At 46.7% G+C, this 13593-nt stretch carries 10 protein-coding genes; 2 read left to right on the plus strand and 8 right to left on the minus strand.

Annotation, left to right across the window (positions count from 1 at the left end):
• Window positions 1-11: 11 nt before the first annotated feature.
• The 7 genes from ACTRWF_RS00785 to ACTRWF_RS00815 all read right to left on the minus strand — a co-directional run bounded on the left by ACTRWF_RS00785 (window position 12) and on the right by ACTRWF_RS00815 (window position 9752).
• On the minus strand, window positions 12-668 hold the full coding sequence (locus ACTRWF_RS00785; RefSeq protein ID WP_462834944.1) for a CDP-alcohol phosphatidyltransferase family protein: 657 nt from the start codon (window positions 666-668) through the stop codon (window positions 12-14).
• Window positions 662-1300, minus strand: coding sequence for an ATP-binding cassette domain-containing protein (locus ACTRWF_RS00790; RefSeq protein WP_462834945.1), 639 nt, complete (start codon window positions 1298-1300; stop codon window positions 662-664). The genes ACTRWF_RS00785 and ACTRWF_RS00790 overlap by 7 nt, the downstream gene beginning before the upstream one ends.
• Window positions 1290-3035, minus strand: a complete 1746-nt coding sequence (locus tag ACTRWF_RS00795; RefSeq protein ID WP_462834946.1) for an ABC transporter permease — start codon at window positions 3033-3035, stop codon at window positions 1290-1292. Before ACTRWF_RS00795 ends, ACTRWF_RS00790 begins: the two co-directional genes overlap by 11 nt.
• Window positions 3035-4228 (minus strand): ABC transporter substrate-binding protein, encoded by a 1194-nt coding sequence (locus tag ACTRWF_RS00800; RefSeq protein ID WP_462835075.1) that lies wholly within the window; start codon window positions 4226-4228, stop codon window positions 3035-3037. The genes ACTRWF_RS00795 and ACTRWF_RS00800 overlap by 1 nt, the downstream gene beginning before the upstream one ends.
• A gap of 103 nt (window positions 4229-4331) precedes the next feature.
• Entirely contained in the window at window positions 4332-5213 is an 882-nt protein-coding gene (locus ACTRWF_RS00805; protein WP_020743452.1) for a DUF547 domain-containing protein, read from the minus strand.
• A gap of 29 nt (window positions 5214-5242) precedes the next feature.
• A complete protein-coding gene (locus tag ACTRWF_RS00810; RefSeq protein WP_462834947.1) occupies window positions 5243-7396 on the minus strand; it encodes an FAD-dependent oxidoreductase in 2154 nt (717 codons plus the stop codon).
• Between the two features lie 16 nt (window positions 7397-7412).
• Window positions 7413-9752 carry a TonB-dependent receptor domain-containing protein gene (locus ACTRWF_RS00815; RefSeq protein WP_462834948.1) on the minus strand — a complete coding sequence of 780 codons (2340 nt, stop codon included), beginning with the start codon at window positions 9750-9752 and terminating at the stop codon, window positions 7413-7415.
• Window positions 9753-9918: 166 nt separating this feature from the next.
• Here ACTRWF_RS00815 and ACTRWF_RS00820 point away from each other — a divergent pair, with 166 nt between their 5' ends.
• A complete protein-coding gene (locus ACTRWF_RS00820; RefSeq protein ID WP_462834949.1) occupies window positions 9919-10329 on the plus strand; it encodes a hypothetical protein in 411 nt (136 codons plus the stop codon).
• 85 nt (window positions 10330-10414) lie between these two features.
• Here ACTRWF_RS00820 and ACTRWF_RS00825 read toward each other — a convergent pair whose 3' ends face one another.
• The gene (locus tag ACTRWF_RS00825; protein WP_462834950.1) at window positions 10415-10879 is read right to left on the minus strand and encodes an EVE domain-containing protein; all 465 of its coding nucleotides are present in this window, start codon (window positions 10877-10879) and stop codon (window positions 10415-10417) included.
• 317 nt (window positions 10880-11196) lie between these two features.
• Between ACTRWF_RS00825 and ACTRWF_RS00830 the strand changes: the two genes are divergently transcribed.
• On the plus strand, window positions 11197-13572 hold the full coding sequence (locus ACTRWF_RS00830) for a YgiQ family radical SAM protein (protein WP_020743449.1): 2376 nt from the start codon (window positions 11197-11199) through the stop codon (window positions 13570-13572).
• Window positions 13573-13593: the final 21 nt, after the last annotated feature.

The raw sequence follows: 13593 nt of genomic DNA on the forward strand, positions 1-13593 counted from the left end.
GTTTATATTTATTAAGCTTGATGCTCGCGAGCGTTTTTAGCCTTTACGCTGCGCTCTACCTTATCGAGGGTGCTGAACCCTCCTGCAATACGCGTCGCCACAGTAACCGCACAGGCTGCTGCAAAAATATAAGCCATTTCAGCGAAATATTGCGGCCAGATGCAAAATGCCAAAAACACTATAATAGTTTCAGTTCCCTCGGTTAGCCCTTGCATGTAATAAAAGCTTTTATTGGCAAACTGAGGCCTGGCTATCTGAAACTTTTCTGCGGCGATAGCAAAAGCTAAAAAACTACTTCCTGTACCAATAAACGTGGCTAATAACACCATAGCAGGGATACCCCAGTTGATAGGGTCTGCGATGCCAAACGCCAAAGGTATCGACGCGTAAAATAGAAAGTCTAAGCAGATATCCAAATATCCACCCGCGCTACTACTACTTTTCTGGTAGCGGGCTAGCTCGCCGTCTATACCATCAAAAACGCGATTGAAAATGATGCAGCAAAGCGCCACCCACCACCAGTTAAGAATAATAAAGGGAACAGCCAGTAAGCCAAGGACAAATCCGGCAAGGGTCACGTGGTTCGGTGCAACGCCCTGTTGATCGAGAAAGCTAATCAGGGGTTTTAATAGTGGCTTTATAAACGGGGTAATTTTTGCATCTAACATGGCGATAACTCAATTATTTGGCCGCCAGCAGCAATGGCGTCTTCTTTGTCGTGGGTAACCAGCACGGCGGGAATATTGCGCGCTTTAAGCTGCTCGAATGTCCAGCTTCGAATTTGCCCACGAAGCGCAAGGTCAAGCTTACTAAAGGGCTCGTCTAGCAAAACCACATCCGGCGCAGAAGCTAGCGTTCTTAATAACGACACTCTTGACTGCTGCCCGCCTGAAAGCGTATTTACACCACGCTGCCCCATGCTCTCTAATTCGACAGCGCTCAACATGGTGTTAATGGCCTCCATCCTAGCGTGCGGATTACTGTGGCTATTTTTTGGCATGGCAAACGCTATGTTTTCAGCTACCGTCATATGTTCAAACAACAAGGCGTCTTGAAACATCATGCCCACTTTACGCAAATGGGCGGGTTTACGGTTAATCACGTTATTGTTGATTTTAATAATGCCGCTAACACTAAATGGCTCATAAAGTTGCCCGGCAATGGCTTGCAGCAAGGTAGACTTGCCCGCTCCACTTGGCCCCATCACTGTTAAAACTTGCCCTTTTTCTACGCATGCGTTTACGTTCAACAGCACATTTTCTGCACGAGAGATAACCAGTTTTTCTAAACTAAGTGCCATGTAATACTGCTCTACGTTTGTTTTTTTCTTTGATACTAGCGCCGCGGTTTTTCATTAAAACGCCAGGTAAATACCACGCAATCACAAAGCCAATCAAAGGCATTGCCCCCTGAATAATAACGTATACGGCGCTTAAGCGTGTACTGCTACCCGATACCGAGGCGACAGCTTCCGTCGTGATAGTCGCAATGGTGCCCCCCGAAGCTAACAAGGTGGGTAAATATTGACTAAAACTTATAGCTAGCCCTAATGCCCACGCCACCAATATAGCGTTAAGCATTAGAGGTAGCTTAATGCGGTAGAACACCTGCCACGGCGTTTTCCCTAAACTCTGCGCAACCATGGCATAGCGATAGTCGAACTTGCGATAGGCCACCGCCATAGACAAAAACACATAGGGAACAACATACACCATGTGCGCAATGTAGGTGTGAAACCATACGGCGTTTTGCAAAACAAGCTGCTGGAACCACACTAACCCGTATAAAAATGCCACTCCGGGCACTAATAGTGGTAGAAAAAGCGATATTGAAAACGCGCTGTTGGCATGTCTAGCCGCCGGCTTTAGCTGTTCGCTTTCTAGCGTAAAGAGTACCAATAACATTGCCGATGTGCTCATTAACATGCCAAGTAATAGGCTATTTACAAGCGGTGTTGCCAGTGCCTCTAACGCGGTGCCCCAGTGTAAGAAAGTAACCCCTGCAGGTAGCAGCGCAGGAAAAGACCAATGTTTTGCTATTGAATACATTACAACCGCGTAGATCACTGTGCTTATCAATATCACGTAGAGTGAAACAATGCCGTATCCAATGCCTCGAACTAGGGCATCGGCACCGTGCCTGCGGCCTTTTATCAGGCTCTGTTTGCCTAAGTACATAAATAAATGTTCAACGGCGAAAAATAAGAGTAACGCTACCCCACTCACAGCCACCTGAAGCACCGCTGCACCGCTGGCCAGTAAGCGCATGGACAAATCAATATGATTAAACCAATGCATAATGGCAACGGCTAGGGTACTCGGATTATTGGAGCCAAGTATAAGCGGAATTTCAACGTTTGAGGTGGCGAACACCAACACCGCAAGTATGGGCAGCTTGATTTGCGTAAATATACTTGGTGCTACAAGTTTGAAAAAGCTTGCTGTGGGTGAATAACCAAGGGAAGCCCCCACGTTTACGTAGCCCAACAGTTTCTTTTTTATTAGCGGCTGAGACATCACACTAAGGGCCATTAAAATAATAAATGGCAACTCTTTAAGGCTTAACGCCAACAGTACGCTAAAGCCGAACTCATCATAAGGGAAAAAGCTGCTGCCTGCTACAGGGGGAACGTCATCACCGCCCAGCACCATGAGCCGAGCAAAAATACCTGAAGGACTTAATACAAACAATAAAGCAATGGCCGCTGCCGCATGAGGAAACACCAGAAACGGGCTAAGCAACCCTTGCACTTTTTCAAGCCACGAAGACTGATAAAAGGTAGCTAATAATAAAAACGCGCCAGCCATCGCCAGCAATGTTGACCCCACCCCAGTAAAAAGTGAAAGCCACACCATGTGCCAAATATCATCAAGAGCAAATAGCGTTCTAAAAACGTCTAGTGAGAAGCTGTTTGCGCCGATGGCAGGGAAATAGCCTAATGCAGGAAAAATTACGCCCACAAGCCCTGCTAATACGGGTATGCAAAGCAATAGCAGTAAACACCAGCGCATAATGCGCGTAAATTGCGCGAACATTAGTAACGCGCTCCGTAACGTTCGTACCATGCATCACGCAGCGCGTCGGTCCAGCTTGCATGAGGCTCGGCCAATAGAGCGGTCGGCTTCGATTTATCGAGTGCCGATGGATGCACTGCCTCTTTTTTAAATAATGCTTGTTGGGCATTAGTGAGGGTCGTCATATCGAGCACGGTGTCATCGCCCCATACGGTTATTTCCTGCTTCTTGGCTTGTGCTTGGGGTGAAAGCAAGAAATTCACAACGGTTTTCGCCGCCGCTTTGTTTCCCGAGTTATAGGTTAACCCTACAAAGTGCACGTTTGCTAAGCTTCCGTCTTGCATAGCGTAAGTGCGCACATCTTCAGGTAAATCGAAGCGTGTGACCGCAGAGGGGATTTCCGATGCGGTAAAAGAAAAAGCCAATGAAAGCTCGCCCGCCCCCACCAATCGCTGGAGCTGAGAGGCGTGTCTTAGCATATGATCGCCTTGCTGCCACATGGTAGGGTGTAGCGCATCCAGATACTTCCATAAAGGGGGCAAAACAGTTTTTAGCGATGCGTCACTTACCGGTTGATAAAACACGCTGTGTTTGTCTTTGTTTAGCGCCAGCGCAGCATATTTAATAAAGCTGATGCCCAAATAGTCGCTAGGTACAGGGTAAGTGAATCTACCCGGGGCTTTTTGGCTAAATCGTAGAAGCTGTTCAGTGGTTTTCGGCGCCATAAGCCCTAGCGACTTCATGTGTTCACTACGATAGTAAAACACCATAGACGCTTTCCCCCAAGGTGCTTCCATGCCTAAAGTGGGCTCACCAAAGTCTGTGGTCATAGCGGAGTTTCCCTCAGGATTAGTGAGACTGAAATTATTAAGTTCACTTACCCACGAGGCACTCAGTAATCCGTGCTTTTTCATTGCAGCGAAGTTCTCGCCGTTTATCCATATAAGATCCACACTGCCATTGTCATGATTACCCGCTGCTTTTTCTGCCAGTACACGAGACACCGCATCACTGGTGTCAGCTAGCTTCACGTGTTGAAGCTCTATGTTAAAGCGGGTTTTAACTTGAAGTGCCACCCACTGAAGGTAGCCATTGACCTGGGCGCTACCACCCCAGGCATGAAATCGAACAAGAGGCGGTTTTTCGCTGGCTGCTTCATCGTTGGTGTTGCCCACCGCGGTTTGGGCTACAACAAATACCGAAAAAATGACCATACAGGTAAAAAAGAGTACCTGCATGGGAGTAAACAACGGGCTATTTGTACGTAACTGCAGCCTAGCCTGCCCCCCTGAACTCATATGGGCGGCGTTTTTAGTGCTACTGTGCAACATTAAGCGCCCAATCATAGTTAAGGTATTCAATATCAGCAGTGTTAATTTTTAACGCTGAAACTTGCGCTTCAGTTAACCGCATTGCGTCTTTATACAGCAAGATAAACTCGTTGAGCGTTGACGTGTCGCGCCACTCGCCGTATTTACCTTCAAAGTCCTCACTGTACCAGTCGAATATTTTAGACAAATAGAGTGTGTCGCCACTCATTTTGTTACGAGCGCTGTCAGACAAAAATCGTTTTGTTTGCGCCTCTAACTGTTCATCTAGTTTATTCCCTGTGTATGCTTCTTCACGAAGTGCCGGGCAGCCTACGCTGGCGCAATTCACCGCAAAATGAATGCGAGGCTCATTATAAGTTTTTGTGGTTTGGTTTGTGCCGCGAATAAGTTCGTGTTCAATTTCATCTAACGTGCGAGTTTCACCAAGCAGCGGCGCTATTTCTTTTTTCCAAGGCGAAGAAAAGAAACTTCCTAAATCCCGTATCGACGCTATATCAGGATACTCAGTTAAAATAAGCGCAATGGTATAGGCGTTGTAAGCGTTAATAAGAAAAGCGAGCTGTTTATCCTTATCCCACGAATCAAATTTACTTTGCTCTACCTTAGATAAGTGCGCTAAATACTCGTTAAGCGTATTTCGCTCTTTTTTAAAGCCATCGTAATTTACCTGTGTGCTTGCGCCGTTGGAAATTGGCGTCACATACTTACTTAACAAATTATCGAACGTGCTATGCAAACCTTCTTCAGCGCTAGCGTAGAAACTTACGCTTGCAGCAAACAGCACTATGCTGCCTGCTGCAATTCTACGCAATGCTGAAATACCACGTGACACTGTAATACCTTGTAACAATAGGGCGATTTTACGCATAAAAGTGGTTAGAGTAGTTTTCACCTCTATTACCCTCTGCGCCATGTGTGGAATTTCTCAACAAAGCCTAAAAGTTTTTCAGGTGCATTAGCCCGCTTCCAATTCCCCGCTGCGTATTTCGCACCTTCAGCCCACGTAGGGTAAGCGTGGATAGTGCCTAGTATTTTGTTTAACCCTAGGTCGTGTTTCATGGCAATAACAAACTCAGCAAGCAAATCACCAGCGTGCTCAGAAACAATAGTAACGCCCAGTATTTTGTCCTTACCTGGCGGCGTAAGCACCTTTATAAATCCTTTACGCGCACTCTCGGCCACGGCTCGATCGAGTTCGGCAAATTCGTAGCGAGTTACTTCCACATCAATATCTTGTTCTGCAGCATCTCGCTCACTGAGACCTACCCTTGCCACTTCTGGGTCGATAAAGGTTGTCCAAGGAATAACCCGATAATCCACTTTAAACTTCTTAAATGTGCCGAAAAGTGCATTAACCGCCGCGTACCATGCCTGATGTGCGGCCACGTGAGTAAACTGATACGGTCCTACCACATCACCTGCTGCAAAGATATTTGGCATCAGCGTTTGCAGGTATTCGTCAGTGTCGATAGTTCTGTCAAACTTAATTCCCAAGTCTTCAAGACCAAACCCGTTTAAACGGGCCTTACGGCCCACCGCGATAATTACCTCATCATAAGCGATGGTGCTTTCGACCCCCTCTTTCGCCACCACCAACACCTTTTCACCGTTTTGTCGCTCAAAACGAAGGGCATCATGGGATGTCAGAACATTTACCCCGCTTTCACGAAGTACAGATTCTGCATATTCAGCAACATCAGCGTCTTCTTTACCCATTAGCCGTGGTGCACGTTCAACTTGCGTAACCTTACTACCCAGGCGAGAAAAGGCCTGCGCCAGCTCACAGCCAATAGGCCCACCACCCAACACGATTAACCGTTTTGGCGATTCTTCAAGGTCAGCAAATTTAGACCATAAGGTGTCAGACGTAACATAACCACTTTGTTCAATACCCGGCAGGTCAGGAACAAAAGGCGCAGCACCGGTAGCAACAACAATGGTTTTCGTGGTTAGCGTTTGGGTGCCGCCATCATTCTTTTTAATCTCTACTGTCCAGGGATCGATGATCTTTGCATAGCCTTTCACTACATCAACACCTAAGCTGGTGTAACGCTCTACACTGTCATTAGGCGCAATAGCCGCAATTATTTCGTGTACACGTGCCATCACTTTTTTAAAGGAAATCGCAGGCGATACTGGCTCCAAACCATAGTTATCGGCATGGCGCATTTGGTTCGCCACTTTAGCGGTTTTTATAATGGCTTTACTGGGTACGCAGCCATAGTTAAGACAATCGCCCCCCATTTCCCCAGCCTCTACCAGCGTTACTTTCGCTTTCACCGCTGCCGCAATATAACTGGTAACCAATCCACCTGCACCGGCACCGATAACCACTAGGTTTCGGTCAAATTTCTTTGGTTTGTTGTAGCCTTTGTAAACACGGCGACGATTAACAAGCGCCACTATGCCTTTGGCAATCCACGGGAAGATACCTAACAGCACAAAAGAAAAAATTAAACCTGGAGAAACAATGCCTGACAGGCTGTCAATTTGGGCCAGTTGAGTACCCGCATTAACGTAAACCGCCGTACCAGCTAGCATGCCTATCTGGCTTACCCAGTAGAATGTCCAGGTCTTTAGTGAGGTTAAGCCCATTAATAAGTTTATTAAAAAGAAGGGGAATACGGGCACTAAGCGTAAAGTGAACAAGTAAAATGCCCCCTGCTTCTCAACGCCTTCATCTATTTTCTTTAGCTTCTCTTTAAATTTATTGCGTACGGTGTCACGCAGGATAAAACGGGATACTAAAAACGCCAGCGTAGCCCCTACGCTGGAAGCAAACGACACAATAACTAAACCTTGTACAAGACCAAAAAGCGCACCCGCGGCCAAAGTTAGAATAGCTGCACCTGGCAGTGAAAGTGCGGTTACTGCGACATAAATAGCAAAGAACACCCCAATACTTAAAACCGGATTGTCTGCAATTTGGCTTTTGAACGTATCGAGGGAACCTTTCATTCCCTCGAGGGTTAAATAGCTATTTAAATCAAAATAAAAAAAACTAAAAATGGCGGCTGCAATAACCCCTAGTAGCGCTATCTTTTTAAACATCAATAATCCTTAGCGCTTAGAACGCGTATTGCATGGTAATTTGAGCGTGACGAGGCACGTTTGGCATGACTAGAGTCGCACCAAAATACCCGCCTTCAAAAAGTGGCTGCCAGTTTTCTTCGTCAGTGATATTCATTACATCTAGGCGAACGCGAAGCGCATCGGTAACCTGATAGTCGGCGTTTAAATCAACCGTATATTGGTCGCGAATATGCACGGTTTGTAAAAAGTCTAACGGGAAAGATTTGGTGTAAAGCGCGCTGGCACCCACTTGGAAACTGTCGGTAATTTGCCAGCCGGCATTAATAGACGCGATTTGAGGCGGAATACCTTGTACGCGAGTATTTGATGCAGGAAACGCGGCAAACGTCGGCGATCCCACTCCCGTCCCCTCAATAATATCTGGGCGACTGTTATCAAACGCGTCTATCACCTGAGCCGTGCCTTGAAACGCTGCAGAGTCATCGAAGCGAGCGTCTAAGTAGCTGTAAGCAGCATTTACCCATATATCATTGCCTTGATAGAACATTTGCAGTTCAAAGCCGCTGGTCTTAACCCCGCTATTGCTGCCATCGCGATTGCGTAAGCTACGGGTTTGCTCAAACACTGCCGCTTCAGCATACCATTGGCTGTTTGGCGCGTATTTTACCCCTGCTTCGTACAAGGTATTTTCGGTAGCAAAATTAAGCGGGTTAATTTCATTATTACCGCCCAATACTGTGCCCCCCGCCATACTGTTTGACGTAGCATCGTTTTCGGAAAACGCAGCATATACGTTGATGTCACCGGTGAGTTTGTAAACCGCGCTTAACTGATAGCTAGTTAAAGTATCGCTATAGGTATCAGACGCTGCCGTCACTCCCTCCGGCGCTAGAGGGTCGCGGGCTTCAACATCGTAATAATCTACTCTAACGCCAGCAATGGTTGAGAACTTGTCTGTCCATGTAGAGCGTTGCTGTAGCGCCAACCCAGTTTGCCACGATGTAGAATCTGTGGTGTCTGACAGGTTAAAATCGCCGTTACCATCGCCATCGAGGTCATATTGCGCCCCAGGCGACACAAATACGCCTGGGCGTAATTCAACCAAACGGGCTTTTTGTGCATCGGTAAGCGGTATAACTCGGTTTGAAATCGGGCCAGTTAAATCAATAGGGTTGTCAGCTTCGGTGGTAAATTGGCTGTAGCCCAGCACGTCGTTATAGCGAAGCGCCAAGCCTATGGTAGTAAGTTGGCTATCGCTCCACTGGTAATCAAGTTCAGTGCGGTTTTCAAACGTATCGGCACCGTCAATAATTTCCACAAAGCTATTTTGCGCAATCTCTTCGCGCTCTAAGTACTGATAATACGTAATGTTGCGAAGGGTCGCGTTATCGGTCAGTTTGTAATCTACGTTACTTCGGATAACCGTAGTTTCAGCACCGTTAATGTCATCTGGGTTGGTAAATACACGGCTTCGAGGAATAACTACTTCACCCGTAGGTGAAATAATAGCCCCTGCACCAGCTACTGTGCTGCCATTTGGCTGAGTGCCTTGCCCTGTAATATAAACCCCGTTATCGATAAGGTCTTGAGTTGGACGGTTGATGCCTGCGTTATCTGGATAATCTGTATCGTAATATTCCGCACTGATATCCCACGTTAATGCATTGCTTGGGGTATAGCGGTAGGCCACGAATAAGTTGGTACTTTCACGCTCGGCAAAGTCATAAAAGCTGCCGTGATCTAGGTATTCCGCACTGAAGCGAATACCGCTTTTACCTTCTTCTATCGCCGTGCCGTAGTCTACTTGAGCTGAATACTGATCCCAGCGCCCGGCGCGAAGGGTAGCTTTACCGCTACTTTGACTAGTAGGCGCAACCTTAGTTTGCAAGTTAACAAAGCCGCCATTGCGCTGTGTACTTCCAAACAGCACCGGCGATGGCCCTTTCACTACGTCAATTTGCTCTACGCTATTAAATGACAATGGCAACCCAAAACCATTATTACCGGCCTGACGACGCACGCCGTCTTGAAAGAGTTCACCTAACTGCCCGCGTATGCTTGGAAGGCTTGGCGTACCAAATCCGCTGGATGCATAGGCATTAGGCGCCGCTTTCACAATATCGTGTAAGTCGTTAATATTCAGTGCTTCAATGGCCTCGGCCGAAAGCGATGTAACAGCACGTGGCGTTTGTGCTGCCGTTAAACCGTCACCAAATATACCTTTTAACGTATTATCACCTGGATTTAGCGTACGCAGGCTCTGTTGGTTCCCTTTAACTTCAACGACTTCTATGTCTGCCACGTCTTGGGCAAACAGAGATTGACTTATTGCAAGTGCGAGTGTGCTAACGGCAAGGCCGGTTATCTTTTTCATTAACGAGTCCGTTTTATATTTCTTGTTCGACAAGACCGATACGCTTAAGAAAAAATTTCAGTACATTTAATTTTTAATAAATATCAAATAAAACAAAATTAATTGAAATTTTTGTTTTGAACGGTCGTTCTAGTATGCTTTCACTTAGTATATTTTTCGAGCATTTATGCAAAACAACACCAATATTCAAAACCGACTGGAATGGTCGTTACTTTCTCTTCGCGTCACTATTTTTATCGTTATGTTTGTTTGGACCCTAGACAAATTTGTTAACCCCGCACACGGCATGGCCATTTTTGAAAAATTTTATGGCATTGGCGGCGTGCCTGAAATGGCTGTCTACGTAATGGGTGCATTGCAACTAGCCTTAGTTTTAGCCTTTGTAGCAGGGCTAGCTAAAAAGTACACCTATGGTCTTATTTTCATTCTTCACGGCGGGTCTACCCTTTCGTCTTTCCCGCAGTATTTAGATGCCTTTAATCACTTACTGTTTTTTGCCGCATGGCCTATGTGGGGCGCGTGCTTTGCACTTTTCCTATTGCGCGATGCTGACACTAAACTTGCCTTTGGCAAATAGTAAGCATTAGTTAGGGCAACTGCGCATTATCGTGCTGGCAAGTTGCCCTTGCCATGATGTATCTCAAAGCGTTGAACCGGGCTTTTTAGCCTTTCGCAGCAGCGTACAGCTGCTGCCACTCGCCCTCTTGTACCGGCATTATTGATAACCTTCCGCCTTTTTTAACTAAAGGTAGCTCAGTAATACCTTCCATACTTTTAATCACAGAAAGTGGCAGTACGCTGGAAAACTTTTCTACAAACTTCACATCGACACGATACCAACGAGGGTTTTCTCCGCTGGATTTAGGATCGTAGTATTTTGACTCAGGGTTAAACTGTGTGGTGTCTGGGTACCCGCCTTTCACCACTTCTGCAACGCCTGCAATACCAACTAGTTTGCAGCTGGAGTGATAAATAAACACCTTATCGCCTAGCTTTACGCCATCACGTAAAAAGTTACGGGCTTGGTAGTTTCTTACGCCATCCCATGGTTCAGTTTGCTCAGGACGGTTTGCCAAATCATCAATAGAGAATGCATCGGGTTCGGTTTTAAATAGCCAATATGCCATGTTATAAAAATGTCTCTTAGTTTTATTTAAAAAGGTTTTTGCTCGTGAAAGCCTAAGCAACGGGTTCACTTCAAGAAGCGGCAACTAGCGCTCTTACCTAGTCTGGCATTACATAAAATTGAGGTACGCACATACGAAACCCCAAGCAATAATCGCCGTGCTGCAACATTGCAATTTTGTACAAGTATACAAAGCACTTTTATTTAATGACAGTGCTATACCGTACCTGTCCCAAGACTGCTATAATTACGCCATTATTCTGTGTCGCAATTCAATTGCGCTTCAGCAACTCTCTGTTTTTTCTAGATGTGATTACTATGCAAGCCACCATTAAGGCCGACCGCGGTCTGTTTTCTTACCCTAAATATTGGCCACACTGTTTGGGTACTGCGCCATTCTTACCTATGTCTAAGGAAGAGATGGATGCCCTTGGTTGGGACAGCTGTGACGTTATTTTGGTAACCGGTGATGCCTATGTCGATCACCCTAGTTTCGGCATGGCGGTTATTGGTCGTGTACTTGAGGCCCACGGGTTCAGAGTAGGCATTATTTCTCAGCCCGATTGGAAGAGCAAAGACGACTTCATGAAGTTAGGTAAGCCAAACCTGTATTTTGGTGTTACCGCCGGCAATATGGACTCCATGATTAACCGCTACACATCGGATAAAAAACTTCGCCACGACGATGCCTACACGCCTGGCAATGTAGGTGGTAAGCGCCCGGATCGCGCTGTTACCGTTTACTCGCAGCGCTGCCGCGAGGCCTTTAAAGGTGTTCCGGTTATTGTAGGTGGCATTGAAGCGAGTTTGCGCCGTATTGCTCATTACGACTATTGGAGCGAAAAAGTACGCCGTTCGGTATTATTCGACTCTAAAGCTGACATGCTGTTTTTCGGTAACGCTGAGCGCCCGCTTGTTGAAGTCACTCACCGCTTAGCGGCAGGCGAAGATATTGCCGATTTGCGCGACATTCGTGGCACTGCCATTATCGTTAAAGAAGCACTGCCAGAGTGGCAAGGCGTGGACTCTACCTCATTAGATAGGCCTGGCAAGATAGACCCAATATCAAGCCCCTATCAAATGGAGCCTGAATGCGATTCACAAGACAAAGACACCAAAAGTAGCGAAGCGCCAGAAGCTGCGCCTATCGTTATTCAGCCGCCGCAGAAAGAAAAAGAAAAGCGTAAGCCTTGGGAGAAGGTTTACGTTAAGCTGCCTGCTTTTGAGACAGTTAAAGACAACAAGGTGTTATATGCGCACACCTCGCGTATTTTGCACCAAGAAACGAATCCCGGCTGTGCCCGCGCTTTAATGCAGCGCCATGCTGATAGACACATCTGGATTAACCCGCCGGCGATGCCTCTTGAAACCGAAGAAATGGATGCGGTGTTTGACCTACCCTATCAGCGTGTTCCGCACCCAGTGTATGGCGATGCTAAAATTCCCGCTTACGACATGATTCGCTTCAGCATTAACATTATGCGCGGGTGTTACGGCGGCTGCACGTTCTGCTCTATTACCGAACACGAAGGGCGCATTATTCAAAGTCGTTCTGAAGACTCCATCATTCGCGAAATTGAACAAATTCGCGACACGGTACCCGGTTTCACTGGCGTTATATCAGACTTAGGCGGTCCAACGGCGAACATGTATCGCCTTCGTTGTAAGAGCCCTAAAGCAGAAGCAACCTGTCGTCGACCTTCATGTGTTTACCCCAGCATTTGTGCGCACATGGACACCGATCACAAGCCAACTATCGACTTATATCGTCGTGCTCGCGAATTGCCAGGCATTAAGAAAATCCTGATTGCTTCGGGCGTACGTTACGACTTAGCGGTAGAAGACCCGGAATACGTGAAAGAACTTGCCCTTCACCACGTAGGAGGCTATTTGAAGATAGCTCCAGAACACACCGAAGACGGCCCGTTATCTAAAATGATGAAACCGGGCATGGGCAGCTACTACCGCTTTAAAGAGCTTTTTGATAAGTATTCACAGGAAGCAGGTAAAAAGCAGTATCTGATCCCGTACTTCATTGCGTCGCACCCGGGCACCACTGACGAAGACATGTTAAGTCTTGCGATTTGGCTTAAAGAAAACAAATTTAAACTCGATCAGGTGCAAAACTTCTATCCGTCGCCAATGGCCACGGCAACTACCATGTACCACACCGAAGTGAATTCACTGCGCAAAGTAACCAAAGACAGTGAAGACGTACCATCTGCTAAAGGTGAAATTCACCGCAGACTGCACAAAGCGATGTTGCGTTATCATGACCCGAAAAATTTTGCGCAAATCCGTGAAGCGCTTAAGCGTATGGGGCGCGAAGATTTAATTGGTCGCGGTCCTCAGCACCTCGTTCCACCAGAAACGGCAGATGAGAAGCGTCAAAAAGCGCAAAAAGGCCGTCGGGGCGAACGCGCGCTAACCAAACACACCGGGCTTCCACCCTCGTTTCAAGGCAAAAACGGGAAAGGGAAAAGTTCAGACCGTAATGTAGGCAATAAAAACAGCCGAAATAACGGCGGCAATAAACAGCAAGGCACACGCAAACAGGAAACTGGCAGCGGCGGGCCTGAAAGTCGTAACGGCCACAGTGACAATAGAAATCGTGCTAATACTAGCAAGGCAAATAGCGGTACGGGCAATAAGCGCAATCGCACTCAAAAACAGCCAAGCATGCAAAAGCGCTAGTAAACAACACGGCTAAAAAAA

This window comes from Alteromonas sp. G5_S2_22_S1 (assembly GCF_054968525.1).